Annotated in this window: 30 protein-coding genes; 17 read left to right on the forward strand and 13 right to left on the reverse strand. The window is 62.4% G+C overall.

What is annotated here, in order from left to right; all coding sequences use genetic code 11:
* Positions 1-209 precede the first annotated feature (209 nt).
* Complete coding sequence (locus FJ938_RS07480; protein WP_140692501.1) at positions 210-1,022, reverse strand: VOC family protein; 813 nt, start codon at positions 1,020-1,022, stop codon at positions 210-212.
* Between the two features lie 245 nt (positions 1,023-1,267).
* Between FJ938_RS07480 and FJ938_RS07485 the strand changes: the two genes are divergently transcribed.
* Positions 1,268-1,822, forward strand: coding sequence for an alpha/beta hydrolase (locus tag FJ938_RS07485; protein WP_140692503.1), 555 nt, complete (start codon positions 1,268-1,270; stop codon positions 1,820-1,822).
* Positions 1,823-1,835: 13 nt separating this feature from the next.
* On the opposite strand, the gene FJ938_RS07490 is transcribed toward FJ938_RS07485, so the two are convergent.
* On the reverse strand, positions 1,836-2,609 hold the full coding sequence (locus FJ938_RS07490) for an HpcH/HpaI aldolase/citrate lyase family protein (RefSeq protein WP_140692505.1): 774 nt from the start codon (positions 2,607-2,609) through the stop codon (positions 1,836-1,838).
* A gap of 170 nt (positions 2,610-2,779) precedes the next feature.
* Positions 2,780-3,100 carry a DUF1476 domain-containing protein gene (locus FJ938_RS07495; RefSeq protein ID WP_140609359.1) on the reverse strand — a complete coding sequence of 107 codons (321 nt, stop codon included), beginning with the start codon at positions 3,098-3,100 and terminating at the stop codon, positions 2,780-2,782.
* Between the two features lie 275 nt (positions 3,101-3,375).
* Between FJ938_RS07495 and purC the strand changes: the two genes are divergently transcribed.
* The 7 genes from purC (at position 3,376) to FJ938_RS07530 (ending at position 7,186) form a co-directional block, all read left to right on the forward strand.
* Positions 3,376-4,170 (forward strand): phosphoribosylaminoimidazolesuccinocarboxamide synthase, encoded by a 795-nt coding sequence (gene purC / locus FJ938_RS07500; RefSeq protein ID WP_140609361.1) that lies wholly within the window; start codon positions 3,376-3,378, stop codon positions 4,168-4,170.
* A 34-nt stretch (positions 4,171-4,204) separates the two neighbouring features.
* A complete protein-coding gene (gene purS, locus FJ938_RS07505; protein ID WP_140609559.1) occupies positions 4,205-4,447 on the forward strand; it encodes a phosphoribosylformylglycinamidine synthase subunit PurS in 243 nt (80 codons plus the stop codon).
* A 19-nt stretch (positions 4,448-4,466) separates the two neighbouring features.
* On the forward strand, positions 4,467-4,721 hold the full coding sequence (locus FJ938_RS07510; protein ID WP_140609363.1) for a hypothetical protein: 255 nt from the start codon (positions 4,467-4,469) through the stop codon (positions 4,719-4,721).
* Positions 4,718-5,386 carry a phosphoribosylformylglycinamidine synthase subunit PurQ gene (gene purQ / locus FJ938_RS07515; protein ID WP_140609365.1) on the forward strand — a complete coding sequence of 223 codons (669 nt, stop codon included), beginning with the start codon at positions 4,718-4,720 and terminating at the stop codon, positions 5,384-5,386. The genes FJ938_RS07510 and purQ overlap by 4 nt, the downstream gene beginning before the upstream one ends.
* An 85-nt stretch (positions 5,387-5,471) precedes the next feature.
* Positions 5,472-6,137 carry a glutathione S-transferase family protein gene (locus tag FJ938_RS07520; RefSeq protein ID WP_140609367.1) on the forward strand — a complete coding sequence of 222 codons (666 nt, stop codon included), beginning with the start codon at positions 5,472-5,474 and terminating at the stop codon, positions 6,135-6,137.
* Positions 6,134-6,541: a hypothetical protein gene (locus FJ938_RS07525; RefSeq protein WP_140609369.1), complete on the forward strand. Its 408-nt coding sequence runs from the start codon at positions 6,134-6,136 to the stop codon at positions 6,539-6,541. The genes FJ938_RS07520 and FJ938_RS07525 overlap by 4 nt, the downstream gene beginning before the upstream one ends.
* Before the next feature lie 3 nt (positions 6,542-6,544).
* Positions 6,545-7,186 carry a Pr6Pr family membrane protein gene (locus FJ938_RS07530; protein ID WP_140692507.1) on the forward strand — a complete coding sequence of 214 codons (642 nt, stop codon included), beginning with the start codon at positions 6,545-6,547 and terminating at the stop codon, positions 7,184-7,186.
* A gap of 7 nt (positions 7,187-7,193) precedes the next feature.
* Here the strand turns inward: FJ938_RS07530 and FJ938_RS07535 are convergent, their stop codons facing one another.
* Entirely contained in the window at positions 7,194-7,445 is a 252-nt protein-coding gene (locus FJ938_RS07535; RefSeq protein WP_140609373.1) for a DUF1127 domain-containing protein, read from the reverse strand.
* A gap of 95 nt (positions 7,446-7,540) precedes the next feature.
* Between FJ938_RS07535 and FJ938_RS07540 the strand changes: the two genes are divergently transcribed.
* The 6 genes from FJ938_RS07540 to FJ938_RS07565 all read left to right on the forward strand — a co-directional run bounded on the left by FJ938_RS07540 (position 7,541) and on the right by FJ938_RS07565 (position 14,117).
* On the forward strand, positions 7,541-8,953 hold the full coding sequence (locus tag FJ938_RS07540) for a PLP-dependent aminotransferase family protein (RefSeq protein WP_140609375.1): 1,413 nt from the start codon (positions 7,541-7,543) through the stop codon (positions 8,951-8,953).
* Between the two features lie 151 nt (positions 8,954-9,104).
* On the forward strand, positions 9,105-11,336 hold the full coding sequence (purL, locus tag FJ938_RS07545; RefSeq protein ID WP_140609377.1) for a phosphoribosylformylglycinamidine synthase subunit PurL: 2,232 nt from the start codon (positions 9,105-9,107) through the stop codon (positions 11,334-11,336).
* Positions 11,333-11,857, forward strand: a complete 525-nt coding sequence (locus FJ938_RS07550) for a hypothetical protein (RefSeq protein WP_140609379.1) — start codon at positions 11,333-11,335, stop codon at positions 11,855-11,857. Before purL ends, FJ938_RS07550 begins: the two co-directional genes overlap by 4 nt.
* A 123-nt stretch (positions 11,858-11,980) precedes the next feature.
* Entirely contained in the window at positions 11,981-12,214 is a 234-nt protein-coding gene (locus tag FJ938_RS07555) for a BolA family transcriptional regulator (protein WP_056562227.1), read from the forward strand.
* 154 nt (positions 12,215-12,368) lie between these two features.
* Positions 12,369-12,704, forward strand: a complete 336-nt coding sequence (grxD, locus tag FJ938_RS07560; protein WP_140609381.1) for a Grx4 family monothiol glutaredoxin — start codon at positions 12,369-12,371, stop codon at positions 12,702-12,704.
* A gap of 144 nt (positions 12,705-12,848) precedes the next feature.
* Positions 12,849-14,117: a multidrug effflux MFS transporter gene (locus FJ938_RS07565; protein ID WP_140609383.1), complete on the forward strand. Its 1,269-nt coding sequence runs from the start codon at positions 12,849-12,851 to the stop codon at positions 14,115-14,117.
* Positions 14,118-14,192: 75 nt separating this feature from the next.
* Here the strand turns inward: FJ938_RS07565 and FJ938_RS07570 are convergent, their stop codons facing one another.
* The 5 genes from FJ938_RS07570 to FJ938_RS07595 form a co-directional block, all read right to left on the reverse strand.
* Positions 14,193-14,477 carry a hypothetical protein gene (locus tag FJ938_RS07570; RefSeq protein ID WP_246671479.1) on the reverse strand — a complete coding sequence of 95 codons (285 nt, stop codon included), beginning with the start codon at positions 14,475-14,477 and terminating at the stop codon, positions 14,193-14,195.
* Between the two features lie 187 nt (positions 14,478-14,664).
* Positions 14,665-15,492 (reverse strand): inositol monophosphatase family protein, encoded by an 828-nt coding sequence (locus tag FJ938_RS07575; RefSeq protein WP_140609386.1) that lies wholly within the window; start codon positions 15,490-15,492, stop codon positions 14,665-14,667.
* Positions 15,482-16,369, reverse strand: coding sequence for a tRNA 2-thiocytidine(32) synthetase TtcA (gene ttcA, locus FJ938_RS07580; protein ID WP_140609388.1), 888 nt, complete (start codon positions 16,367-16,369; stop codon positions 15,482-15,484). Before ttcA ends, FJ938_RS07575 begins: the two co-directional genes overlap by 11 nt.
* A gap of 134 nt (positions 16,370-16,503) precedes the next feature.
* Positions 16,504-17,121: a 30S ribosomal protein S4 gene (gene rpsD, locus FJ938_RS07585; protein WP_140609390.1), complete on the reverse strand. Its 618-nt coding sequence runs from the start codon at positions 17,119-17,121 to the stop codon at positions 16,504-16,506.
* Positions 17,122-17,793: 672 nt separating this feature from the next.
* Positions 17,794-17,982, reverse strand: coding sequence for a DUF3008 family protein (locus FJ938_RS07595; RefSeq protein ID WP_140609394.1), 189 nt, complete (start codon positions 17,980-17,982; stop codon positions 17,794-17,796).
* A 164-nt stretch (positions 17,983-18,146) separates the two neighbouring features.
* On the opposite strand from FJ938_RS07595, the gene FJ938_RS07600 reads away from it, so the two are divergent.
* Positions 18,147-19,529 carry an RNB domain-containing ribonuclease gene (locus FJ938_RS07600; protein ID WP_140692510.1) on the forward strand — a complete coding sequence of 461 codons (1,383 nt, stop codon included), beginning with the start codon at positions 18,147-18,149 and terminating at the stop codon, positions 19,527-19,529.
* Positions 19,530-19,651: 122 nt separating this feature from the next.
* On the opposite strand, the gene murI is transcribed toward FJ938_RS07600, so the two are convergent.
* Both murI and FJ938_RS07610 read right to left on the reverse strand, forming a co-directional pair.
* Complete coding sequence (gene murI / locus FJ938_RS07605) at positions 19,652-20,443, reverse strand: glutamate racemase (RefSeq protein WP_140609398.1); 792 nt, start codon at positions 20,441-20,443, stop codon at positions 19,652-19,654.
* The gene (locus FJ938_RS07610; RefSeq protein WP_140692511.1) at positions 20,436-21,350 is read right to left on the reverse strand and encodes an RNA methyltransferase; all 915 of its coding nucleotides are present in this window, start codon (positions 21,348-21,350) and stop codon (positions 20,436-20,438) included. The genes murI and FJ938_RS07610 overlap by 8 nt, the downstream gene beginning before the upstream one ends.
* Positions 21,351-21,563: 213 nt before the next feature.
* Here FJ938_RS07610 and FJ938_RS07615 point away from each other — a divergent pair, with 213 nt between their 5' ends.
* The gene (locus FJ938_RS07615) at positions 21,564-22,775 is read left to right on the forward strand and encodes an NADP-dependent isocitrate dehydrogenase (RefSeq protein ID WP_140692513.1); all 1,212 of its coding nucleotides are present in this window, start codon (positions 21,564-21,566) and stop codon (positions 22,773-22,775) included.
* Between the two features lie 79 nt (positions 22,776-22,854).
* The gene (locus tag FJ938_RS07620) at positions 22,855-23,481 is read left to right on the forward strand and encodes a glutathione S-transferase family protein (RefSeq protein ID WP_140692514.1); all 627 of its coding nucleotides are present in this window, start codon (positions 22,855-22,857) and stop codon (positions 23,479-23,481) included.
* 35 nt (positions 23,482-23,516) lie between these two features.
* Here the strand turns inward: FJ938_RS07620 and FJ938_RS07625 are convergent, their stop codons facing one another.
* Positions 23,517-23,996 (reverse strand): DUF2269 domain-containing protein, encoded by a 480-nt coding sequence (locus tag FJ938_RS07625; protein ID WP_140692515.1) that lies wholly within the window; start codon positions 23,994-23,996, stop codon positions 23,517-23,519.
* Complete coding sequence (locus FJ938_RS07630; RefSeq protein WP_140692517.1) at positions 23,993-25,288, reverse strand: SDR family oxidoreductase; 1,296 nt, start codon at positions 25,286-25,288, stop codon at positions 23,993-23,995. The genes FJ938_RS07625 and FJ938_RS07630 overlap by 4 nt, the downstream gene beginning before the upstream one ends.
* Positions 25,289-25,295 lie beyond the last annotated feature (7 nt).

Here is a 25,295-nt window from a genome sequence, read left to right on the forward strand (position 1 = left end):
ACAAAGGGGAGGGGGACTTCCGTTGATGCCGATCCTGGCTGATTGAGCATGTTTTTCGATGCCGGGGCGGAAGTAAGATGCGCGCGGCAACATTCCCTCCCACTTGTGGGGAGGGGTTAGGGGTGGGGTACTCGTAGGGCGAAAGTCTCGGCCTCCATGTGCGATAGCCCTGCCGTTTACGGGGAGAAAGAAGCTGTGTTGACGCCCGATCAGGCCTTGCCTGGGACTGTCCTGATCACCGTGCCCCAGGGATCCTGGCGGGTCGTTTCGCTGGTCACATTGTCCGAGCGCATCTCGACCCAGGCAAGGCCCGAGCGGGAGGGATCACGGCGGCCGGCGCCGGCGCTCTGCCAGGCATTGGCGCCGATATGATGATGGTAGTGGCCTGACGACAGAAACACCGCCTGGCCGCCATATTTAGCCACCGTGTCGAAGCCGAATTCCTGGTTCCACCAGGCTTCGGCCTCTTCCGGCCTGCCGACGCGCAAATGGACGTGCCCAATGACGCTGTTTTCCGGCGCGCCCTGCCAGCCCGCATCGCCAGCCGGCACCTCGGCAACGACGGAAGGAATGTTCAGCCGTTCGGTCGCCATGGCGATCCTGTCGCCGTTCCACGTCCAGTCCTGTGGACGGCGGTCGGCGTAGATCTCGATGCCGTTGCCTTCCGGGTCGGTCACGTAGAGCGCTTCGCTGACTAGATGGTCCGAAGCACCCTCGACGGCGATCTTGTCTGATATGGCGTGGTTGATCCAACGGCCGAGATCGGCACGGCTGGGAAGCAGGAAAGCCGTGTGGAACAGGCCCGCGCTGCGCGGATCGTCCGGCTTGGCGGAGGCATCCGGCTCGAGAATAAGCAATGGACGGTTGGCGGCGCCCAGGATGATCGCGCCGTCGGCGCGGCTCAATTCCTGCAGGCCGACAACCCGGCGGTAATACGCAGCGAGGCTTTCGGCATCGCGCGCCTTCAGCCCGACACGGGCAACGCTCACCGGCGTGGTGGCGGCAAATGGCAGTTCGCTCATTCTTGTCTCCGTTTTGGCAACACTCGAGGAAGCTCCCAAAGCCAGGAACCCGGCGCCACCGATCATTGTACGCCGTGTCAGCGCCAAAATCCCGGTCCTCCACGGCTGGTTCTCTCCTGACGACAGATCGTCCATCGCGATCGTTCACACAAGACGCCGAAAAGCGAACATGGTGTTCACCATTACGAGCAGGAGCACATCCATCAACGGTTGCATGCGGCAATCGCGCTCGCTATCTCACCACCATGAAAGTCAAAGACGCAGATATTCTGATCGTTCCGGGCTACACCAATTCCGGACCCGAGCATTGGCAGACCCGCTGGCAATCGAAACTGTCGACGGCGCGGCGCGTCGAGCAGGCGGAGTGGTCGAAGCCGGTGCGCGAGGACTGGACGGCGAGCGTGGCCAACGCTGTCAACGCGGCCGAGAGGCCGGTGGTCATCGTCGCGCACTCGCTTGGGGTCGCGGCGGCCGTGCAAGCCATTCCGCAATTCGTGAGGCCGGTCGCCGGAGCCTTCTTCGTTGCGCCGCCCGATGTCGCCAATCCGAAGATCAAGCCGAAGCACCTGATGACCTTCGGTCCCTACCCGCGCGAGCCGTTGCCTTTTCCCTCGATCGTGATTGCCAGCCGCAACGACCCCTTCTGCGCCTTCGATGTCGCCGAGGACATTGCCGGCGCCTGGGGCTCGCTGTTCATCGATGCCGGCGAGACCGGTCATCTCAATGCGGATTCAGGCTTCGGCCCGTGGCCCGAAGGATCCATGACCTTCGCCAAGTTCCTGACGGACCTGAAGGCTTAGCGGTCGCGCCGCGTCAGGCGTCGATCGAATCCTTGATGCCCTTGAGCAGGGTCTTTGCCCCCAGCGAAATCAGCGCATGCTCGGACCCGGTGGCGAGCAGGCGATAGCCCATCGACACGACGCGGCCGGCAATTGCTGGCTCGACGACATAAATCGCGGCATGTTTTCCGGTCTTGCGGGTGCGCTCGGCAACCGACGCCACCGTCTCCATCATGCTTTCCAGCCTGGAATTGACCGTGGCGCCATTGGTCCAGGCGATCGAGAAATCCGATGGCCCGAGGAAAACGCCGTCAATGCCCGGCGTGTCGAGGATCCCGTCGAGCGCATCGAGTGCGGCGCGCGTCTCGACCATTGCAAAGGCCATCGTGCGCTGGTTGGTGTCGCGCAGCCATTCGGCTTGGTCGCCCTTGCCATGGCGCGGGAAGGCATAGGTCGGGCCCCACGAGCGCTCGCCGAGCGGCGGATATTTCATGGCCGCGGCGAACAGCCTTGCGTCGGCAACCGAATTCACCATCGGCGCGATGACCGCCTCGGCGCCGAAATCGAGCGCCCGGCTTGCCATATCGAAACGGCCGACAGGAATGCGCACCAGCGCCGGCTTGTTTGCGGCGAGCACCGGCATAAGGCCGCGAAGCACGCTGTCCTCGTGATGGCCGCCATGCTGCATGTCGAGCGTAACCGCATCGAACCCCTGTTTGGCGAGAATCTCGACGGTCAAGGCATCCGGCACGCCGGACCAGGCGGTAACCAGCGTTTCATCGGCGGCAAGGCGGGACTTCAGGGACATCTAATCTCTTTCCTTGTTAGCATGAGCAGTTCAGCCGGAAAGTGCGACAAAGGCAAAGAAAAACCGCCCGGAACGGCCGGGCGGTCGATTGGTCCAGTCATTCCTGGGTTCGTCGCAGGTTCTGCCGCAAAACCGTGGGACGCTTTTGCGGAAACCTGCCTCGGCCCGGATCAGGTGTTCTTGATCTGCTCGATGGCCTGCGCCATCAGTTCGTCCATGGTGCGGCGGATCTGATGGTCCGACTGGGCGACGCCCGCGGCATCGAAATCCCTGCGGATCTTGCGGAACACGTCATGATCGCCGGCTTCCTCGATATCCGAAACAACGACTTCCTTGGCGTAGGCATCGGCGTCGGCGCCCGATTTTCCAAGCTTTTCAGCAGCCCACAGACCAAGCGCCTTGTTGCGGCGCGCCGAGGCCTTGAACCGGAGTTCCTCATCGAAGGCAAACTTGCGCTCAAAGCCCTCTTCGCGATCCTTCATGCTGCTCATGGCTTCCCTCCGGGTCAAATCCGATTCGTTGGCGATGGATATGTGTATTGCCAAAGCACAAACCAAAAGGTCGCGAGCCGGTCAATATGCTTCGTCGCATGCTGCGCTGCGGCATTTCAGTCCTGAAAGCGGTTGATTGAAAGGATTTGCCGATTGAGCAAACGATGTGATTGGGATAGACCCGGCATTGAACGCCCCCGTCGCCGCACTAATTTAGGCAGACGGACAGGAACTGGTCGCTTGCCGCCTGCCCGCAAATCCAGAGAAAAAATCAGATGAAAAATCGCCGCCGCATTTATGAAGGCAAGGCCAAGATCCTCTATGAGGGGCCCGAGCCGGGCACGCTCATCCAGTTCTTCAAGGATGATGCCACCGCTTTCAACAAGAAGAAACACGAGGTCGTCGACGGCAAGGGTGTGCTCAACAACCGTATTTCCGAGCACATCTTCAACCATCTGAACCGCATGGGCATCCCGACCCATTTCATCCGCCGGCTCAACATGCGCGAGCAGCTGATCAAGGAAGTCGAGATCATCCCGCTCGAAGTGGTGGTGCGCAATGTCGCCGCCGGTTCGCTGTCCAAGCGCCTCGGCATCGAGGAAGGCACCGTTTTGCCGCGCTCGATCATCGAATTCTATTACAAGGCCGACGCGCTCGACGATCCGATGGTGTCGGAAGAGCACATCACCGCGTTCGGCTGGGCGAGCCCGCAGGAGATCGACGACATCATGGCACTCGCCATCCGCGTCAACGATTTCCTCTCCGGCTTGTTCATGGGCGTCGGCATCCAGCTCGTCGACTTCAAGATCGAGTGCGGCCGCCTGTTCGAGGGCGACATGATGCGCATCGTCGTGGCCGACGAGATTTCGCCGGATTCCTGCCGCCTGTGGGACGTGGCGACGCAGGACAAGCTCGACAAGGACCGTTTCCGCCGTGACATGGGCGGCCTCGTCGAAGCCTACCAGGAAGTCGCCCGCCGCCTGGGCATCATGAACGAGAACGAGCCGCCTCGCCCGACCGGTCCGGTGCTCGTCGCCTCGACCGATGGCCTCAAGGGCAAGCCGCACTAACCAAGACCACTATTCGAGCAGGAGCATGTCCAGCGTGATCAAGGCCCGCATTACCGTCACCCTCAAGAATGGCGTGCTCGACCCTCAGGGCAAGGCGATCGAACACGCGCTGTCGGGGCTTGGCTTCGATGGCGTCGGCACGGTGCGGCAAGGCAAGGTGTTCGATGTCGAGCTGGCCGGGGCCGACAAGGGCAAGGCCGAGGCTGATCTCAAGGCCATGTGCGACAAGCTGCTGGCGAATACGGTGATTGAGAATTATAGTGTGACGCTTACCTGAGGTTGTGTCGGAGGGCATGATGGCGGAAGTCACGAACGAACTGATGTTTGAGCTTATGAAGCGTGTGCATCACGAAATCGGCGAACTTCGTCAGGATGTCTCCGAGACGAAACGGGAATTGAATGTAATGCGAGGTCACATGGTGGCAACGCAAAGCGATATCCACAACATCTACGGAATTCTCGCCCGCCAGGATGATCGGCTTGAACGCATTGACCGCCGTCTCGACCTGCGCGAACTCGCCGAATCTCAGAGGCCTTTCGAACCAAAATGAAATCAGCCGTCGTCCTCCTGCCTGGACTCAATCGCGACCGCGACATGATCGCGGCGCTGACCAAGATTTCGGGACATGCGCCGGCTACCGTCTGGCAGACCGATACCGAAATCCCCGACGTCGACCTTATCGCCATTCCGGGCGGGTTCTCCTTCGGCGATTATCTGCGTTGCGGCGCGATCGCCGCGCGCATGCCGGTCATGCGGGCGGTTGCCGAAAAGGCGGCGAAGGGCGTCATGGTCATCGGCGTCTGCAACGGCTTCCAGATCCTGGTCGAGGCCGGACTGCTGCCGGGCGCCTTGATGCGCAACTCATCGCTGAAATTCGTCTGCCGGCAGGTGAAACTGCAGATTGCCAACGCCAACACCATGTTCACGCGCCGCTATCAGCCCGGCCAGATCATTCGCTCGCCGGTGGCGCACCATGACGGCAACTATTTTGCCGACACAGAGACGCTTGCCCGCGTCGAAGGCGAAGGCCAGGTGGTGTTCCGCTATGCCGAAGGCACCAATCCCAACGGTTCGATCAACGACATCGCCGGCATCATCAACGAACAAGGCAATGTGCTTGGCCTGATGCCGCATCCTGAAAACCTGATCGAGGCCGCCCATGGCGGCAGCGACGGCCGCGCGCTCTTCGAAGGCGCCCTCGGCATCGCCGCCTGATAACCACTGAGGCGAAAGCCTTGAAACAAGCCGGGCATTCCAGCCATTCCAATGGAAAAGTCCGCGTCACTGGGGAGAGACTGTCATGAAACTCTATTCGCGACCGTTGTCGCCCTACTCTTCGATCGTGCGGGCGCTGGCCTATATCAAGGACGTGCCGGTCAAGATCATCGCGCCACCGCCGGGTTTTCCAATCCCCGAAGAATTTCGCGCCATCTCGCCGATGAACCGGATTCCGGTGCTGATCACCGGCTCGGGCGAAACGATCGTCGAATCGGTCGTCATCGCCGAGTATCTGGAGGAACGGTTTCCTGAACCGGCGCTGCTGCCGGCTGATTCCAAGGATCGCGCGCTGGTGCGCATGTTCGCCCGCATCACCGATCTCGATGTGCTGACGCCGACGATGAAGCTGTTCGAGCTGCATTTCGTGCCGAAGCGCAACGACGCCGAGATCGAAGCCCAATTCGCCCGCCTGCACCACGGGCTGGCGGCGATCGAGGCGCGCATGGCGCAAGGTCCCTTCGCGCTCGGCAGCGACATCAGCTTCGCCGACGCCTGGCTGACGCCGACGCGCTTCATCTTCAACAACTTCCGCGCCATGACAGGCCGCCACGACCTGCTCGACGCCTATCCCAAGTTCGATGCCTATGAGCAGATCGCCCTGCAGCATCCGGCATTGTCGCGTGTATTGGGCGAGATGACCGACGGCCTGAAGATCTTTCTGTCCGAACTCGAGATGGGTGCCGCTTGATCAAGAGCAAGACGATCGCCTTCGTTGCCGCAGCGGGCTTTGCCCTGGCATCGTGCCAATCGAGCCCGAAGAGCACGCCCGTGCCCTCGGGCAAAAGTGCGGCGCTGCTGGCCATGGAACAGGTGGCGATCGCGGCCCACAAATGCTGGATCGCCAGCAAGGACCCGGCCTTCAGGCAATATCAGATGGCCAATGAGCTGAACTCGTTCAGCGGCACGCCGCGCTTCCTGCTGGTGCCGGCCAAGCATTATGGCGGCAAGCCTTTGCTGGTCGTGCAGGCGCAAGGCAATTCGAGCCGTGTCGACGTGTTCGGACCGCTGATGAACGACCCGCTTGGCGCACGCATCGGGGCCGACATCGCCCGCTGGCAGGCCGGCAACCCGGCCTGCGCGGCAACTGCCTAATCCATGGGCCGCTTTCTGCAGGTGGCGGGTCTGGCCTTCGGCCTGATCGCGCTCGTCCTGCAGTTCTGCATCACCATTCCGGCGTCGATGGAAGCCGGCCGCGGCCTGCTTGGCTCCATCGTGTTCTATTTCAGCTTCTTCACCATCCTGACCAACATTGGCGCCGTGCTGGTGCACACGTCGCTGCTGTCACCGGCCGGCTATGCGTGGCTGCCGGCCTTCGCTGGACCAAGGATGCGTGCAGGCGTCGCTGTTTCCATCACCCTGGTCTCCATCGTCTACGTCACGGTCCTGGCGCGGCTATGGCACCCGCAGGGCCTCTTTCTGCTCTGCGATGTGCTGCTGCATTACGTGACGCCCGTGCTGTTCGTGCTGTGGTGGCTGATAGCAGGCGCCGACGGCAGAACGCGTTGGCGCGACATTTCGTGGTGGATGCTCTATCCCGTCGCTTATCTGGCCTATGCGCTGACGCGCGCGCCGCTTGCCGGCGAGGTGCCCTACCCCTTCCTCAACGTCGCCAAGAACGGTGCAGCCAGTGTCGCCACGGCGGCGCTGGCCGTCACGGCGATGTTTCTGATGATCTGCGTTGTCGCCGTTTTCGTCGATCACGGCGTCGCGCGTCTGCGGACCAACGATGTCCGCTAAGACCAGCCTACTCCCAGAAAGGCCTGATGGCCTCACGGTGGGCATCGCAGCGGGAGATGCCGATGTCCTTGAGCTGATCGTCGGTCATCTCCAGCAACGCCAGCCGACTGCGTCGGCGCTCCAGCAAATGGTCGATCCATCTCGCCAATGACCTGATCACACGCACCATGCTGCCGACAAAGCCGCGCTGGCCGGACGGGCGTAGCGCCTGGTCTGATAGCTCGGGTCTCGAATGACGGATTGTCGCGATTGTATCCATTTTTATCAACCAGACTTCTCGATTGTACCCCTCTCGGGCACGCTTTTTCGATATGTATTGACTCACAATGCGGTGCAATATACAAAATTGTCACCATGACAAGTTGGCTTCCAGACCTCACTGCCGGTTCCGGTCCTCTTTATCAGCGCCTTGCTGACAGCATTGAGTCAGATATCGACCGGGGCGTGATCGATGCCGGCGCGAAACTGCCGCCGCAGCGCGACCTCGCCTATGACATCGGCACCACCGTCGGCACGGTCGGCCGGGCCTATCAATTGCTGCACGAGCGCGGGCTGGTGAGCGGCGAAGTGGGGCGAGGAACCTATGTGCTCGGCCAGCGTGCCGGCGGCGTGAAGCCGGAGGCCCCCGACGTCAGCGTGGAAGGCACGCGCTATGTCGACGCGCCCAAGGACAAGCTGCGTTTCGACAGCACCGCGGCACCCGATATCGGCCAGGGCGCTGATGTTGCCGATGTGCTGTCGCGCACCGCACAGGATCATCCGCACGAAATTTCGAGCTATACGCGCGATTTTCCGGACCGCTGGTACGAAGCCGGCGTCCGCTGGCTGTCGCGCAATTCCTTTCGACCAGCCGCCGACGCCATCGTTCCGACGCTCGGCACCCATGCCGCGGTGATGGGCGCGATCGCTGCGCTGACAACGCCTGGCGACTATGTCGCCTTCGAACACCTCACCTATTCTCAGATATCCCGCAGTGCTGGGCTGATCGGCCGGCGCACCGCGCTGGTGGCATCGGATGACCAAGGCATCGACCCCGACGATTTCGAGCGCGTCTGCGCACAAAAGCATCCCAGGATGATCTTCCTGATGCCGACCGCGCAGAATCCGACACTGGCGACACTGTCGGCCGCGCGCCGCGAGGCGATGGCGCGGGTTGCACGCGACTACAATGTCGTCATGATCGAGGATGACCTTTACGGCAATCTGACCGACGATCCGACACCGCTGCTGGCCGAATTCGCCCCCGAACGCACCATCGTTGCCGGCGGCCTGTCGAAATCGGTGGCGGCCGGCATGCGCGGTGGCTGGCTCGCCTGCCCGCCCGCCTATCGCCACCGTATCCGCGTCGCCCACAAGATGATGACCGGCGGCATGCCGTTCCTGCTGGCGGAGGTGAATGCCCGTCTGGTGCTTTCGGGACAGGCCAGCGATATCCGCAAGCGCAGCATCGCCGAAATCAGCGCCCGCATCGCGATCGTTCGCGAAACCTTGGCCGGCTTCGCGTTCAAGTCACATGACAAGGTGCCCTTTGTCTGGCTCACCCTGCCCGACCCCTGGCTTTCCGGCACCTTCAAGAACGCCTGCCTGGAACACGGCGTGCTGATCGACGACGAGGACGAGTTCAAGGCCGGCCGCTCGGAACAGGTCTTTCATGGCGTCCGTTTCGGTGTTTCGCAGCCGAGACGTCGTGGAGACGTCGCCGACGGCGTTGCGGTCATCAGGCGCCTCCTCGATGAGGGCCGCGCGGGCTACGACAGCTTCTCCTGAACCGCGAAGCGCTTCGGAAGCCAGCCATCAGGCTGCCCTGTGGCTTTGTCGGGTTTTCGTGCGTTTTCGCCAATCGACGGGTGTATCGGCCACAAAGCTTGCGATAAGAGGGGACTCAAAATCCAAGCTCCATGGACATACATCGCCGCCCATGACCATTTCCAATTCCGTGCCGATCACCCCAGAACTCATTGCCGCGCATGGGCTGAAGCCCGATGAGTACCAGCGCATTCTCGATCTCGTCGGGCGCGAGCCGAGCTTCACCGAACTCGGCATCTTCTCGGCGATGTGGAACGAGCACTGCTCCTACAAATCTTCCAAGAAATGGCTGCGCACGCTGCCCACCACCGGGCCGCAGGTCATCCAGGGACCGGGCGAGAATGCCGGCGTGGTCGACATCGGCGACGGCGACTGCGTCGTCTTCAAGATGGAAAGCCATAACCACCCGTCTTTCATCGAGCCCTACCAGGGAGCCGCGACCGGCGTCGGCGGCATCCTGCGCGACGTCTTTACCATGGGGGCGCGGCCGATCGCGGCGATGAATGCGTTGCGGTTCGGCGCTCCCGACCACGCCAAGACCAGGCATCTCGTCGCCGGCGTGGTTTCCGGCGTCGGTGGCTATGGCAACTCCTTTGGCGTGCCGACGGTCGGCGGCGAGGTCAATTTCGATGCCCGCTACAACGGCAACATCCTGGTCAACGCCTTCGCGGCCGGCCTTGCCAAGACCAACGCCATCTTCCTGTCGGAAGCCAAGGGCGTCGGCCTGCCGGTTGTCTATCTCGGCGCCAAGACCGGCCGCGACGGCGTCGGCGGCGCCACCATGGCCTCGGCGGAATTCGACGACAAGATCGACGAGAAGCGCCCGACCGTGCAGGTCGGCGACCCCTTCACCGAAAAATGCCTGCTGGAGGCCTGCCTCGAGCTGATGGCCTCCGGCGCCGTCATCGCCATCCAGGACATGGGTGCCGCAGGGCTTACCTGTTCGGCGGTCGAGATGGGTGCCAAGGGCGACCTTGGCATCGAGCTCGACCTCGACAAGGTGCCGGTGCGCGAAGAGCGCATGAGCGCCTACGAGATGATGCTGTCAGAAAGCCAGGAGCGCATGCTGATGGTGCTACGTCCCGAAAAGGAAAAGGAAGCCGAGGCGATCTTCCACAAATGGGGCCTCGACTTCGCCATTGTCGGCAAGACCACCGACGATCTGCGTTTCCGTGTGTTGCATCAGGGGGATCAGGTCGCCGACCTGCCGATCAAGGATCTCGGCGACAAGGCACCCGAATACGACCGCCCCTGGATCGAACCCAGGAAGCCGGCGCCGCTTGCCGCCAACGATATTCCGCAGGCCGATGTCGCCGATGCACTGCTGAAACTGCTTGGCGGACCGGATCTTTCGTCGCGTCGCTGGGTCTGGGAGCAATACGACACGCTGATCCAGGGCAATTCGCTGCAGCTTCCCGGCGGCGATGCCGGCGTGGTCCGCGTCGAGGGCCATCCGACCAAGGCGCTCGCCTTTTCCTCCGACGTGACGCCGCGCTATTGCGAAGCCGATCCCTATGAGGGCGGCAAGCAGGCCGTGGCCGAATGCTGGCGCAACCTGACCGCCACCGGCGCGTTGCCGCTAGCCGCCACCGACAACCTCAATTTCGGCAACCCGGAACGGCCCGAGATCATGGGCCAGCTGGTCGGCTCGGTGAAAGGCATCGGCGATGCCTGCCGCGCGCTTGGCTTCCCGATCGTGTCGGGCAATGTCTCGCTCTACAATGAGACCAACGGCCGAGGCATCCTGCCGACGCCGACCATCGGCGGCGTCGGACTGATCGCCGACTGGTCTAAGATGGTACGGATCGGCTTCGCGGCCGAGGGCCAGATGATTCTGCTGGTCGGTGCTCCCGCCTCCTGGGGCACGCATCTTGGCCAGTCCGTCTATTTCAGAGACATCCATGGCCGCACCGACGGCCCGCCGCCGCCGGTCGACCTCGAGCACGAGAAGCGCGTCGGCGACCATGTGCGTTCGCTGATCGCGTCCGGTACCGTCACGGCGGCGCATGATGTTTCGGACGGCGGCATTGCGGTCGCCTTGGCCGAAATGGCGATGGCGTCGGGCATCGGCGCGACCGTTCCCGGACTGGTCGGCACCGATCCGATCCCGGTCTGGTTCGGCGAGGATCAGGGCCGCTATCTCTTGACGCTGTCGATCGACCCGCATGGCGACGAATGGGACGCCATCCGCAAGCAGCAGGGCGAACTCGGCATCTTCGCGCCCTGGATCGGCTCGACCGGCGGCGCCGCGCTGAAACTCGGTGACGCCAGGGCGATCCCGGTCAGCGACTTGACCGCCGCGCATGAAGGCTGGTTCCCGCGCTTCATGGACCAGGCCAGTTGACGAGACTGGCCGCCCGGGCGCTGCTCGCAGTCGTCTTCTGGCCGTCGCTGTTCTTCTTCTGGTTCCTCGGACCGTTCGTCTTCTTCCTGCTGTCGACGACCTCGAGCGAGGTTTGTCCCAGACTGGAAACGCGCGCCGAGTTCCTCGCGGCGGCCAATGGCGCGCTTCCGATGCTGGTGCTGCAGAACCTCATCTACGCGGTTCCGATCATCTGTCTGCTGCTTTGGACCCGGCTTCTGCCAGACAACACGCGAACAGGTCAGGTCGTCATCTGCATCAAGCTTTTCGCCCTAGCGGCCGTGCTGGGGGCATTGTGGGAATATGGCTCTTCGCTTGTCTGCGATGGCTACGGCCAACCGTTTTTCTCGCCCGCCTGGCGGATGACCAGCTACCTGCCGATCGCTAATTTGGCGGTCAATCTTCCACTCTATGTGCTGGTCTTCAGCCTTGGCCGCGCCTTCTCGATGCGCGAAGACGAGCCCACAGACGATGCGATCCATCACGATGAGAATGCCTTGTAGCCGACAATCGCTCCGATGGTGGACGGAACGGCTTCAATCCCGGCTGGAAAGGCTTTAGGTTTACCCCGACTCTCATCGCATGGGCAGCCACGTCGCCGCCCGCCCGAAACAGGAAATTCTGCAATGGCAATGGACGCCCGCGACATCGAAAAACTGATCAAGGACGGCATTCCGGACGCCCGCGTGACGATCCGAGACCTCGCCGGCGATGGCGACCATTACGCCGCCGAAGTCGTGGCCGAGAGCTTTCGCGGCAAGAGCCGCGTCCAGCAGCACCAGATGGTCTATGACGCGCTGAAGGGCAATATGGGCGGCGTGCTGCACGCACTTGCGCTGCAGACCAGCGTTCCCGACTGAGGATCAACCAACTCGATACCCGCTTGGCCCAAAACGGCCCATCCTTTGCGCCATTTCGGCCCCGGCGCGGCTAATGTCTTGTTTCGGGCAACCTATGGGTTTATTTGAAGGACATGTTTCGAGCCTGACTCCCACAGGCGGGAAAGGATTTTCCATGAGCGGTATCAACGACTACATCGACAATGAAGTGAAGGGCAACGACGTTGTCCTTTTCATGAAGGGCACGCCCGGTTTTCCGCAGTGCGGATTCTCCGGTCAGGTCGTGCAGATCCTCGACTATATCGGCGCCGACTACAAAGGCGTGAACGTGCTGGACTCAGCCGAACTGCGCCAGGGCATCAAGGATTATTCCAACTGGCCGACCATCCCTCAGCTCTACGTCAAGGGCGAGTTCGTCGGCGGTTGCGACATCGTGCGCGAGATGTTCCAGGCCGGCGAGTTGCAGGACTTCCTGGTCGAAAAGGGCGTCAGCGTCAAAGGCGCCGCCTGATTTCGGTTTCGGGCATGTCATAACGACTGCACTGAGCATCCGGGCGACCCCACCGCCGCAATTTTTTATGTCCTGACGCTAGGACCAAGACGAGCCAATGCGCCGGCCCGCCGGCGCGTTTTCGTTTGAGAGATCGGACTTGCCGTGGACCAGCAGAAAGAAGCGCCGCAACGGGCAACCATTTTGCCCATCCCGCGCTGGGAGTTCATTGCGCTGTGCGCGGCTCTGATGGCGCTCAATTCACTGGCCATCGACATCATGCTGCCGGCGCTGCAACAGATCGGCGCCTCGCTCGGCGTCGAGAATGAAAACCACCGGCAATATGTCGTCACCGCCTATATTCTGGGCTTTGGCGGCGGCCAGCTCTTCTTCGGCCCGATCTCGGACCGTTACGGGCGCCGCTCGCCACTTGTCGCCGGCCTGATCATCTACGTGGCGGCGGCCGCCGCGGCCGCCATTGCACCAAGTTTTGAAACCCTTCTGCTTTGCCGCGCCGTGCAGGGTATTGGCGCGGCGGCGACGCGCGTCATCGCGGTCTCGATCGTACGCGACACATTCGATGGCCGCCGCATGGCCGAAGTGATGTCGCTGATCTTCATGGTGTTCATGGCGATACCGGTCATTGCTCCCGGCATCGGTCAGTTCATCATGCTGTTCGCGACCTGGCATTGGATCTTCGTCACCATGGCTATTGGTGCCCTGATCGTCTCGGCATGGTCGCTGCTGCGTCTGCCCGAGACGCTGCATCCTGAATATCGCCGGCCATTGACGGCCTCCTCCATCCTCGGCGGCTTCCGCATCGTGCTCACCAACCGCATCGCGCTCTGCTACGCCTTTGCCAGCACTTTCATTTTCGGCGCCATGTTCGGCTTCATCGCCTCGGCGCAGCAGATCTACGTCAACGTCTTCAACGTCGGCGAAATGTTTCCGGTGATCTTCGCCGGGGTCGCCGGCGTGCTCGCCTTCTCCAACTACCTTAACTCGCGCCTTGTCGGCCGTATCGGCATGCGCCGCCTGTCGCAGAGCGCGCTGCTGCTGTTTCTGGTCATCAGCCTGGCGTGGCTGGTCGTTTCGCTGGAAACGAAGATGCCGCTTTGGCTGTTCATCACCTTCTTTGCCGGCGCCATGCTGCCCTTTGGTGCGCTTGGAGCCAATTTCAACGCCCTGGCCATGGAGCCGCTCGGTCAATTGGCCGGCACGGCGTCATCAATCCTGGGTTTCATGCAGACTTTTCTTGGCGGCATTCTCGGCACGCTGATCGGCCAAGCCTTCAACGGCACGGTGACGCCGCTTGCGGCGGGCTTCTGCGGCGTCTCGGTCGCGGCGCTGCTGATGATTTTTGTTGCCGAGCGCGGCAAGATGTTCCAGCCACACAACCCACCCGTTTCAGGGCACGTCACCGATCTGCATTGAATTGTCGTTTTGCGCGTGTCGTTGCCCCAACCACGGCACGCTCTGGGCGGGCGACACGCTCTCGAGCGAGGTGCATCAGGATGAGCCTACAAGGGCTGCCGTAAAGCGAGGAGCAAGCATACGTCCTGCGATTGCCTCGCCCATGCTGTCTGAAACGGGCAACGGCAAGGCCTTGTCGAGAGCCTCGAGAATGGAAGCGACGAAAGCGCGGCTGAGCGCGTCGTCGCTTCCCAGTTTGGAATAGGTGGCGCGAGGTTTGCCAATCAGCGTACCGTTTCGGCGAAGCGAAAACCGCAACGTCAGGGACATGCCTGCTGTTCCAGGCGGCGGCTGCCAACAAGCGAAGATCGCGGCGGACATCTCCTTTATCGTATCAACAGGATCGGGACTGCGGCATGGGCGCTGCTGCGATCTCGCCTGGTTGGAGCCGACAACCAAGATGATGGCGAGGGCCGCTACGACAATCGTGGACCGAGACTTCATCTACGGAACCCTCTCGATTGGCATGAGATCGCATCTATCCTTCGGTCGCACAACCCGGTCGATCCTACTCCGCCCAGAGCTCGCGGCGCAGCTCCTGCCAGCTTTCCTTGTCCGGCGCGACCAGCAAGCCGCCACCGACATGCGCCGGCAGATAGGCGCTGCCGTCGAAACGCGCGGCATGGCCACCGGCTTCTGCGTGGATCAGCACGCCGGCGAGATGATCCCAGGGCATCAGCTTGTTGTAGACGACGAAATGGCCATGGCCGCTTGCCAGCAAGCGGTATTCATGCGCGGCGCAGCGATAGTTGAATTGCGACAGCGTCTTGGTCTGGTTGCAGGCCAGCCGCGTGCGCTCGGGCTCCGCCATGTACTGCCAGGAGACCGCGCCTGTCATCTGTGAAATCGGCGCGGGCGCGGCAACCCGCACTTTCTCCAGCGCGCCGTGTGCGTGGCGGATGTGGCTGCCGGAGCCCCTGGCGCCGATCAGCCAGTCCTTGCCGACGGGATCGTGGATGATGCCGGCGACCGTCTCGCCCTTGACGACGACGCCAAGCATCACGCCGAACAGCGGCACGCCGGATGCGAAGTTGAACGTGCCGTCGACCGGGTCGATGACGAAAGCCAGGTCGGCTTCTCCCAGGCCATCAAGCAGCGCCGGATTGTCGGAACAGGCTTCCTCGCCGACAACCATGGCGGAGGGGTAATGGCTGCGCAGCCGGGCCGTGATGAGCCGCTCCGCATTCACGTCCGCTTCCGTCACCAGATCGGCTGCCGAGGTCTTCTGTCTGATGTCGCCGTCGCCCAGCCGGCGAAAGCGGGGCATGATTTCGATGTCGGCCGCCTCGGCCAGCAAGCTGGCCAGCCAGTCGATCGCGTTATCATCAAATGTCATCGGAAGCGTCTTGTCCTGTGATGAGGGTTTGGTTCAGAGCGGCGAAATCGAAAAGGTTCCTGTCAAGGAGATGCGACGGCCTGGTGTTGGACAGCGCGCGGATCATCGTGTCCTTGCGCCCAGGCATGCGTCTTTCTATATCCTCCAGCATCGCCTTCATGGCATTGCGCTGGAGGCCTTCCTGGCTGCCGCAGAGGTCACAGGGAATGATCGGAAACCGCATCGCCGCTGCGAATTTCTCGAGATCTGCTTCGGCGCAATAGCTCAGCGGCCGCAGCACCATGACGTCGCCTTCGTCGTTGAGCAGTTTTGGCGGCATGGCGGCAAGCCGGCCGCCATGGAACAGGTTCATGAAGAAGGTTTCGAGGATGTCCTCTCGGTGATGGCCGAGCACCAGCGCCGAGCATCCCTCCTCGCGTGCGATGCGGTAGAGATGACCGCGCCGCAGCCGCGAGCAGAGCGAGCAATAGGTGCTGCCTTGCGGCAGCTTATCGGTGACGACTGAATAGGTGTCCCGGTATTCGATGCGGTGCGCGATACCGTTGGCGTCGAGATAATCGGGCAGGATGTGCTTGGGAAAATTCGGCTGGCCCTGGTCGAGATTGCAGGCCAGCAGTTCGACCGGCAGCAGGCCACGCCATTTGAGATCGAGCAGCATTGCGAGCAGACCGTAGGAATCCTTGCCGCCCGACAGTGCAACCAGCCAGCGCTGGCCCGGCTTGACCATCGAGAAATCCTCGATCGCCTGGCGGGTCAGCCGCAGCAGCCGCTTGCGCAATTTGTTGAATTCGACCGAGGACGGCACATCGGCGAACAACGGATGGGAGCCGCCCTCGGCGATCGGTTCAAGCGTCTCGATGTCTGGCTGCATGTTCATGGCGCGGCGGCCCCGGATGTGAGTTTCGCCCGGATTAGCGCATCGGTTGGAAAATCGAAACGCCAAAGCGAATGCGCGAACAAAAAGGCCGCCTCGAGGGGCGGCCTTTCGATGGTATGGCAAAAGATGTTCGCTTAGCGCGAGTAGAATTCGACGACCAGGTTCGGCTCCATCTGGACGGCGAACGGAACGTCCGACAGGCCCGGGATACGCCCGAAGGTCGCGACCATCTTGTTATGATCGACCTCGATGTAATCAGGCACATCGCGCTCGGCGAGTGCGACCGATTCCAGAACGATCACCAGTTGCTTCGACTTCTCGCGCACTTCGACGACGTCGCCCGGCTTACAGCGATACGAGCCGATGTTGACGCGCTTGCCGTTGACGTTGATGTGGCCATGGTTGACGAACTGACGGGCGGCAAAAATGGTCGGCACGAACTTGGCGCGGTAGACGACCGCGTCGAGACGCGACTCGAGCAGGCCGATCAGGTTCTCCGAAGTGTCGCCCTTGCGGCGGTCGGCCTCTTCGTAGACCTTGCGGAACTGCTTTTCCGAAACGTCGCCATAGTGACCCTTCAGCTTCTGCTTGGCGCGCAGTTGCAGGCCGAAATCGGAAAGCTTGCCCTTGCGGCGCTGGCCATGCTGGCCGGGGCCGTATTCACGCTTGTTGACCGGGGACTTCGGGCGGCCCCAGATATTTTCGCCAAGACGGCGGTCGATCTTGTATTTCGCGGATTCGCGCTTGCTCATCGCATTCCCTTTTCAAAACAACACACCCGGCACCTCATGGTCCGGGTGAAGGAAACGCGCCCTCCTCTGGCCTCCGTTTTCGAGACCTGACAGGGTTTTCCCACGCAACGCGGCGGAAAACCCACGGGACACGTCAGTTCAAACAAGACCAGAGACAACCGGGGTAACTGATCTTGCGTATACAAAACAAACACCGGACATCGCTGCCCGGCGTTGGCGGCTGGTTAAACCGAGATTTAACCGGTGTCAAGCTTATGACTGGTGCCGGGCAAAACAACGATATAGCGTTTCGCGCGTTGATGCAGTGCCGGATGTGGCGGGAGGTTGTTGCGCCAACGGCACCAGGAAGGGACTGGAGCGAGAGGAGCGCAATTCTTACGAAGAAGTTATTCCTTACCCTGGCAGGCGCCGCGGTACTTGCAGGTTCGATGGCGGTGGCGCCGGAACCGGCAATGGCCCGCCACTGGCACGGGCATAAACAGGTCTGCCGCGTCATCGTGAAAAAGAGGGTGGTGTGGCGGCATGGTCACCGCCGGGTGATCGTCGAAAGAGTGCGGCGCTGCCACCGTTGGTAATCTAGGCGGGAATTTCAGCCTCTGATATGAAGCCCGCAGTTGCGCTGCGGGCTTTCGTTTGTTCGGCGCTACGTCTTCAAACGCAACCGACAGGATTTCAGTCTTTCGATTTCTTCTCGGGAAGTCCCTTGCGCTTCGTCTCGGCGAACTCCTCGAGCTGCTTCTCGCTCATGGAATCGTACATTCCCTTGGAAGCGCCCTTGAGTTCGCTCTTTTTCGTCTCGCCGCGCTTGGCGGAGAGTGCGGCTCCGGCGGCTTTCTGTTGGGCTTTCGAGGTGGCTGGCATGGCCGTTCTCCTTTGCTGTCAGGAGAAAACGCCGAGCCTCCGGCCTTAGTTCCAGCAGCAGCGGCCCGGTTCCACATCCGCTGCTGCCAGGCCGGCAGCCGGCCGGCTTTGGCAATTTTCCTGGCGGCCTTCCCGTGTCCAAAGCTCCGGTGTAGGACGGCTGGATGAAGTCTCTGACAGATCCCCCTCAAGCTCTTTCCACCGGCCTGGCGAAAATCCGCGACGAACTCCACGTGCCTGACGGGTTTCCGGCTGACGTATTGGCAGCGGCGCAGGCGGCGGCCAGGCGTGTGCCGAACCAGCATGCCGATCGAACGGCGATGCCGTTCGTCACGCTCGATCCGGCTGCCTCCACCGATCTTGACCAGGCGTTCTCGATCGAGGTGAGCGGCAGTGATCTTCTGCTGCAGTATGCCATTGCCGACGTGGCTTGGTTCGTCGCGGACGGCGACGCAATAGATCTCGAAGCCTGGACGCGGGGCGAGACGCTGTACTTGCCGGACGGCAAGGCCGGACTCTACCCGCCGATAATTGCCGAGGGGGCGGCGAGTCTGCTGTCGGATGGACCACGCCCAGCGGTCGTCTTCACCGTTCGGGTTGCCGAGGATGGCGCGGCGGCATTGGACGGCGCGGAGCGGTCGATCATTCAAAGCCGCGCTAAGCTCGCCTATGAAAGTGTGCAGTCTTCCGATCTCCCGTTCGGCTTCGCCGAGCTGGCGCGGCGCATGGCGATGAACGAGAAGCGTCGTGGCGCTTCGCGCGTCGACCCTCCCGAGCAAGAGGTTGAAAGGCTGGCAGACGGCACATTCCGGCTTTCATTCAGACCTCTGCTCCAATCCGAACAAGACAATGCCGCGCTTTCGCTGGCGACCAACATGGCGATTGCCGACGCCATGCTTGCGCACCATACCGGGTTGTTCCGGGTGATGTCGGAGCCGGACGCCTTCAAGGTGAAAAGACTGCGCAACGCCGCACAGGCCCTCGGCCTGTCTTGGCCAGACTCCACCAGCTTGCGGGACTATCAGCAAACCCTCGATCCCAGCGATCCGCAACAGGCGGCGCTAATGCTGGAAATCCGACATGCTAGCCCCGGCGCGTCATACCAGCCCTACCAGGAGGGCATTGTCCCCTGGCATGAGGCAATGGCCGCAACCTATGCCCATGCAACCGCGCCACTCAGGCGATTGGCCGATCGCTATGTCGTGCGCTGCGCACTGGCCATCGCAAACGGCCAGCCCGTGCCGCAGGCCGTCATTGATGCGTTCGCCAGATTGCCGAAGGTGATGGGACGCGCGGATAGCCGCGCTTCGCAGATCAACCATGCGGCCATCGATCTTGCGGAGGCGGTAATGCTGAAGGGACGCGAGGGGGAAACGTTCAAAGCCGTTGTCACCGACTTCGTCGACCACGGCGTGCGCGTTCAGCTTTCCGATATGCCTGTCGTTGCCATCGTAAAGGCCACTGGGCTCAAACAGGGCGACGGTCTTGCGCTGAGGCTGGTCCTGGCCGATCCGGACCGACGCAGCATCGTGTTCGAACCTGTTTGAGCGGCGAACGTTTCCACCACCTAGAGCGGTTCAGCGTTCGATAGAGTCGTTGACCCGCTCTAGCCCTTTGTTTTTACGCAATCCCGAACGGAAAACCGCCACGCACTTTTCCTGGAATTGCTCTAGTGGCGGACGGATAATCCAAAGCCCTGCATCAGCCGGCTGACGGCGAAATCCGCCTTGCCGGAGGTGAATACTGCGATATCGGGCTCGCCTTGCGGCGGCGATCCATCGAGAGGCGGCAACAGCGAAAGGGCTCGCCGGGCAATCGCTTCGGCCGGATCGATCCAGTCGACCGGCCAGGGCGCGGTCTTGCGCATGCGGTTGACCAGAAAGGGGTAGTGTGTGCAGGCCAGCACCACGATGTCGGTCCTGAGACCGTCATGTTCCATGAAGCAGGGCGCGATCTCGGCGCGTACGGCCTCCTCGTCGACAAAGCCCTCGCGCATATAGACTTCGGCAAGCCCCGCCAGCCTGTCGCTGCCGACCAGGCGAACATGGCATTTCTGCGCCCATTTGCTGATCAGGTCGCGTGTGTATTGCCGCTTCACGGTGCCCGGCGTCGCCAGCACCGAGACCAGACCCGAACGCGTGCGCTCGGCCGCCGGCTTGACCGCCGGCACGGTGCCGACAAAGGGATGGTCAGGAAATCTGTCGCGTAGCGCATCGATCACCAGCGTCGAGGCGGTGTTGCAGGCGATGACGGAAATTGCCGGCGCAAAGCGGTCGAGCAGCTTGGCGAAGAGATTGAGTATGTGGGTCCGCAGCGCCGGCTCTTCCCAGGCACCGAAAGGAAAGGCCGCATCGTCCGCGACATAGATGAAGCGCCGGTCCGGCATCAGGACGCGCGCCTCGCGCAGCACTGTCAGCCCACCAACGCCGGAATCGAACATCAGGATCGGCCGGTCAGTCATTGTCGGTTCCCTTGCCACCCAGCGGCGGCGCGTCGTTGTCGTCGCCATTGGGCGCCGGGCGATCAACCTCCGCCTTGCGCGCACGCGCGGCGGCGGCCGGCAATCGTCTCGGATCATCGCCCGGAGAGCCGTCGCCGCGCGGCATCGCCGGCGAAAACCTGTCGAGGGAGGAAATGATACCGCGCAGCACTTTCAGTTCCGGCTCGGCAAAGCCGGCCCGCGTCAGCACGGCGCGCAGATTGTCGACCATCTTCGGCTTCTTCGGTGCGGGGCGGAAGTAGCCGCGCGCTTCGAGCGCGCCCTCCAGATAGGCGAACAGGCCGTGCAGTTCTTCCTTGCTTGCCGGCTTCATGTCCGGACCCGCAAAGTTGGTTTTGGTCTCGTCTTCCAGGCCGGACTTCATCCACTCGTAGGACATCAGCAGGGCCGCCTGGGCGATGTTGAGTGAGGAGAAATCAGGATCGACCGGAAAGGTGACGATCTCGTCGGCGAGGCCAACCTCGTCATTGTAGAGGCCGAAGCGCTCGCGGCCGAACAGGATGCCGGTGCGCTGCCCCATTCCGTGACGGGCCCGCAGCACCCTGCCCGCCTCCACCGGCCCGCGCACGGCTTTGAAGCCATCGCGCTGCCTGGCCGTGGTCGCGAAAACAAAGTTCAGGTCGGCAAGCGCCGAGGCCAGATCGTCGAACACGGTGACGGCATCGATGACATGGTCGGCGCGGCTGGCGGCGGCGCGCGCCTTCTCGCTCGGCCAGCCGTCGCGCGGATTGACCAGGCGGAGTTCGGACAGGCCGAAATTGGCCATGGCGCGGGCGACCATGCCGATGTTCTCGCCGAGTTGCGGCTCGACGAGGATGATCGCCGGACCGGCGGCTGAAGCGTTATCGGGATCTTTGGTGACGGGCATGATTGTCAATGAACTGCTGTTTGCGGCATTTCAGCGTCCCCTGCCATATTCGGCCGCGAAAATGAAGCATTCGCAAATGGCGACCGTCCAGGCTCCAATTCGTGACCGATCGCCGTTTGCGCGGCCAAAAGCGCTTTGATATACGGGCGGCATCCCCCGGCCGAATGCCATGCTGGCAAGGCCGTACATTCCCAGCAACGAGGCATTCTTTCCATGGCGAAGATCAAGGTGGCGAACCCGGTCGTCGAACTCGACGGCGACGAGATGACCCGCATCATCTGGCAGTTCATCAAGGACAAGCTGATCCACCCTTATCTCGATCTGAAGCTCGAATATTACGACCTCGGCATCGAGCACCGCGACGCCACCAACGACCAGGTGACCATCGATTCGGCCAACGCCATCAAGAAATACGGCGTCGGCGTGAAATGCGCGACGATCACCCCCGACGAGCAGCGCGTCGAGGAATTCAAGCTGAAGAAGATGTGGAAGTCGCCGAACGGCACCATCCGCAACATCCTCGGCGGCACCATCTTCCGCGAGCCGATCATCATGAAGAACGTGCCGCGTCTGGTGCCCGGCTGGACCAAGCCGATCATCGTCGGCCGCCATGCCTTCGGCGACCAATACCGCGCCACCGATTTCCGCTTTCCCGGCAAGGGCAAGCTGACGATCAAGTTCGTCGGCGAGGACGGACAGGTGATCGAGCATGACGTGTTCGACGCGCCCGGTGCCGGCGTCGCCATGGCCATGTACAATCTCGACGAGTCGATCCGCGAATTCGCGCGCGCCTCGCTGAATTACGGCCTGCTGCGCAACTACCCGGTCTATCTGTCGACCAAGAACACCATCCTCAAGGCCTATGACGGCCGCTTCAAGGACATCTTCCAGGAGGTCTACGAGGCCGAATTCGAGGCCGAGTTCAAGGCGAAGAAGCTATGGTACGAACACCGCCTGATCGACGACATGGTGGCCTCGAGCCTGAAATGGTCTGGCGGCTATGTCTGGGCCTGCAAGAATTATGACGGCGACGTGCAGTCCGACACGGTGGCGCAGGGTTTCGGCTCGCTCGGCCTGATGACCTCGGTGCTGATGACGCCGGACGGCAAGACGGTCGAAGCGGAAGCCGCGCACGGCACCGTCACACGCCACTATCGCCAGCACCAGAAGGGCGAGGAGACCTCGACCAACTCGATCGCCTCGATCTTCGCCTGGACGCGCGGTCTCGCGCACCGCGCCAAGCTCGACGACAACGCCGAACTGAAGCGTTTTGCCGAGACGCTGGAAAAGGTCTGCATCCAGACCGTCGAGTCCGGTTTCATGACCAAGGACCTGTCGCTGCTGATCGGCCCCGACCAGCCCTGGCTCTCGACCACCGGTTTCCTCGACAAGATCGACGAGAATTTGCAAAGGGCGATGGCGTAGCCCGAATTTCCACACGCCGAAGGCTCCGAAAGGAGCCTTCGCTTTTTGGCCAACGAGAGCAAAAGCGATGGCTGGCAGCGTGACCAAACCGGTTCTCTACGGCGCGGACTATAGCGTCTACGTGCGCATCGCACGGATGGCGCTGGACGAAAAGGGTATCGACTACGAGCTCGTACCGCTCGACATCTTCGCCGCTGACGGCATTCCGGCGTGGTTTCTCGAACGCCATCCGTTCGGCCGCATTCCGGCTTTCGAGCACGATGGTTTCCGTCTCTTCGAGACCAGTGCGATCGCGCGCTATGTCGACGAGGCGTTCGACGGTCCGGCGCTTCAGCCGGCGAATGCGCGCGGCCGCGCCAGGATGGGCCAGATCATCGGCATGCTTGATGCTTATGGTTACAAATCGATGGTGTGGGACGTCGCCGTCGAGCGGCTGGAGAAGGAGCGACCGGACGAATCTTTGATCGCTAGCGGTCTGCGCCAAGCAGAAACCGTGCTCACAGTGCTGACCTCCCTCAAGGCCCAAGGATCCTGGCTGCTTGGCGAGCAGCTGACGCTGGCCGATCTGCACGCGGCGCCGATTATCGGCTATTTCGTCAAGGTTGCCGACGGGCGCGAGCTGCTGGCGCGGTTTGCTGACATAAGCGACTGGTATGCGCGCATCGCCGCTCGCCCGAGCTTTGCCAAAACCGAGAAGGTCGGTTAGCACCAAGCCTGGAGGCCACGCTCAGGAGCGGGAGGCTACAATCTGATCTCGGGCCGGGTCACCATCAGCCAGAGGATTGCAAGCACCGCGGCAAAGGCTGGAAAACCGCAGACGAACCAGATGCGGAAGAGGCGCTTTTCCTCGTCCGGCAACGGCGCGTTTTCACGTGCCGCCTGCCGAGCCAGATCACGTATGCGCAACTGTATCCAGACAACCGGCAGCCAGAACGCGCCGGTTACGACATAGAGCAGCAAGGAAAGCACGATCCAGCCCTGCGACAGCGGCCACCCGATCTCGCGGGCCAGAAGCGCGCCGGTGATTGGCTGGACCACAACAGCCGTGGCGGTGAAGATGGCATCGGCGATGACGACGGTGCCTGCGACATGGGCGACGATCTCAGGCCGGCCGGTACGCTGCGCCATGAGCACGAAGAAGGCAATTCCAGCGCCAGTGCCGAACAGCACCGTTGCACCGATGACATGCACCCAGCGCAGAATGTCGGCCCAGAGGTTCATCGCTCTTCCAGGATCGCCAGCGCCACCAGGACGAGGCAGAGCGCGGGTACGGTCTTGACCAACGGTCCGAGCGGATCGAGCCAGATATCGGGAGCAAGCACGGTCGCTGCGCCAAGATAAACCAAGGTGATGGCAGTCATCGCCATCAGCCCCGCCCGAGCCAGCCAACGTACCAAAACGGCGGCGCCGACCAGGATGTCGGCGACGCTTCCGGCGAGAACCATCCAGAGCGCAAGAGCGGGCGACAGGCCGCGCGATGCCAGAATGTCCGCAGCTGCATCCTGTCTGATGAAGCCGACGATGCCGGAGGCCAACCAGAACATCGACAGGACGGCAAACACGACCGGTTTCAGCAGCCACAGGCGCGCAAACCACCTCTCCTGAACATGTGCGGGCATTGCCGCCAGCGTAGCTTCCAGCGACTGCGGCGGACGGCCGGTAATTTCGGTCCAGGCCTTGGCGTTGCCGGTAACGCCATGCTTCAGCGCGGCAAGTGCCGCACTGCGCAAGGGAGACCGCCACCCGAGAGCGCCAAGTCCATCGGCGATGCCACTGGCGAGCCTCCCGACGATTGCCGGCACCGTCACGACCGGCGCCTTGGGCAGGCCGAGCCAAGCACGAAACTCAAGCAGGACGTCGGCAAGAGGCTTGGCCCGTTGCTCGACCAGATCGATAATCTGCCCGCGCGCCAGACGTCCGGCGACCGCACGCGATACCGCCTCGGCGACATCCGTCACCGACACGGTCTGGATCAGCCGATCCACCAGCACCGCGGGCACAACCGCTGGAGCTGCGGCAAGCGCCCGCAACAAGGCCGTCCCGCCATAGGCAGCGGGAGCGATGACAAGACCGGGCCGCAGGATCGTCCAGTTCAGAGACGACGAAGCGACGGCGCGGTCACCTTCCGCCTTGGTCCGGAAGAAGGCGCTGTCGGAAGCGAGGTCTGCGCCAATCGCGGAAATCTGTACCAATTGGTTCACACCCACCTGTTCACAGGCGGCGATGAGCGCGGCGACCGAACGCCGGTGGATCGCATCCAGCTGATCACGAGGACCGTCCTGCAAAGCGCCTGCGGCGTTCACCACCACTTCCACGCCGGCAAGCAGGGGAATCCAGTCGGCCGCTGAGAGCAGTCGCGACATATCCGCCGCGATCCACTGGACGCGGGGTCTGCGGCGCCGCGCCTGTCCGATATCGCGGCCCAGGCCGAGTAGGTGGTGGCCGTCTTGAAGCAACCGTTCAAGGACGGCCTCTCCGATCAGTCCATAGCCGCCTAAAACGAGGACGTTCATCGGACTT

The sequence above is a fragment of the Mesorhizobium sp. B2-4-14 genome (assembly GCF_006442155.1).
GTDB lineage: Bacteria > Pseudomonadota > Alphaproteobacteria > Rhizobiales > Rhizobiaceae > Mesorhizobium.

Excerpts from the sequence above, each read along its gene's own strand:
- grxD (WP_140609381.1), top strand. The coding sequence starts at position 12,369 with ATGAGCGGTATCAACGACTACATCGACAATGAAGTGAAGGGCAACGAC.
- FJ938_RS07615 (WP_140692513.1), top strand. The coding sequence starts at position 21,564 with ATGGCGAAGATCAAGGTGGCGAACCCGGTCGTCGAACTCGACGGCGAC.
- FJ938_RS07535 (WP_140609373.1), bottom strand. The coding sequence starts at position 7,445 with ATGGATACAATCGCGACAATCCGTCATTCGAGACCCGAGCTATCAGAC.
- FJ938_RS07630 (WP_140692517.1), bottom strand. The coding sequence starts at position 25,288 with ATGAACGTCCTCGTTTTAGGCGGCTATGGACTGATCGGAGAGGCCGTC.
- purQ (WP_140609365.1), top strand. The coding sequence starts at position 4,718 with ATGAAATCAGCCGTCGTCCTCCTGCCTGGACTCAATCGCGACCGCGAC.
- FJ938_RS07530 (WP_140692507.1), top strand. The coding sequence starts at position 6,545 with ATGGGCCGCTTTCTGCAGGTGGCGGGTCTGGCCTTCGGCCTGATCGCG.
- FJ938_RS07495 (WP_140609359.1), bottom strand. The coding sequence starts at position 3,100 with ATGAGCAGCATGAAGGATCGCGAAGAGGGCTTTGAGCGCAAGTTTGCC.
- rpsD (WP_140609390.1), bottom strand. The coding sequence starts at position 17,121 with ATGAGCAAGCGCGAATCCGCGAAATACAAGATCGACCGCCGTCTTGGC.
- FJ938_RS07555 (WP_056562227.1), top strand. The coding sequence starts at position 11,981 with ATGGCAATGGACGCCCGCGACATCGAAAAACTGATCAAGGACGGCATT.
- FJ938_RS07575 (WP_140609386.1), bottom strand. The coding sequence starts at position 15,492 with ATGACATTTGATGATAACGCGATCGACTGGCTGGCCAGCTTGCTGGCC.
- ttcA (WP_140609388.1), bottom strand. The coding sequence starts at position 16,369 with ATGAACATGCAGCCAGACATCGAGACGCTTGAACCGATCGCCGAGGGC.
- purC (WP_140609361.1), top strand. The coding sequence starts at position 3,376 with ATGAAAAATCGCCGCCGCATTTATGAAGGCAAGGCCAAGATCCTCTAT.
- FJ938_RS07625 (WP_140692515.1), bottom strand. The coding sequence starts at position 23,996 with ATGAACCTCTGGGCCGACATTCTGCGCTGGGTGCATGTCATCGGTGCA.
- purL (WP_140609377.1), top strand. The coding sequence starts at position 9,105 with ATGACCATTTCCAATTCCGTGCCGATCACCCCAGAACTCATTGCCGCG.
- FJ938_RS07520 (WP_140609367.1), top strand. The coding sequence starts at position 5,472 with ATGAAACTCTATTCGCGACCGTTGTCGCCCTACTCTTCGATCGTGCGG.
- FJ938_RS07600 (WP_140692510.1), top strand. The coding sequence starts at position 18,147 with ATGAAGTCTCTGACAGATCCCCCTCAAGCTCTTTCCACCGGCCTGGCG.
- FJ938_RS07540 (WP_140609375.1), top strand. The coding sequence starts at position 7,541 with ATGACAAGTTGGCTTCCAGACCTCACTGCCGGTTCCGGTCCTCTTTAT.
- FJ938_RS07490 (WP_140692505.1), bottom strand. The coding sequence starts at position 2,609 with ATGTCCCTGAAGTCCCGCCTTGCCGCCGATGAAACGCTGGTTACCGCC.
- FJ938_RS07610 (WP_140692511.1), bottom strand. The coding sequence starts at position 21,350 with ATGCCCGTCACCAAAGATCCCGATAACGCTTCAGCCGCCGGTCCGGCG.
- murI (WP_140609398.1), bottom strand. The coding sequence starts at position 20,443 with ATGACTGACCGGCCGATCCTGATGTTCGATTCCGGCGTTGGTGGGCTG.
- FJ938_RS07485 (WP_140692503.1), top strand. The coding sequence starts at position 1,268 with ATGAAAGTCAAAGACGCAGATATTCTGATCGTTCCGGGCTACACCAAT.
- FJ938_RS07510 (WP_140609363.1), top strand. The coding sequence starts at position 4,467 with ATGGCGGAAGTCACGAACGAACTGATGTTTGAGCTTATGAAGCGTGTG.
- FJ938_RS07595 (WP_140609394.1), bottom strand. The coding sequence starts at position 17,982 with ATGCCAGCCACCTCGAAAGCCCAACAGAAAGCCGCCGGAGCCGCACTC.
- FJ938_RS07570 (WP_246671479.1), bottom strand. The coding sequence starts at position 14,477 with ATGTCCGCCGCGATCTTCGCTTGTTGGCAGCCGCCGCCTGGAACAGCA.
- FJ938_RS07480 (WP_140692501.1), bottom strand. The coding sequence starts at position 1,022 with ATGAGCGAACTGCCATTTGCCGCCACCACGCCGGTGAGCGTTGCCCGT.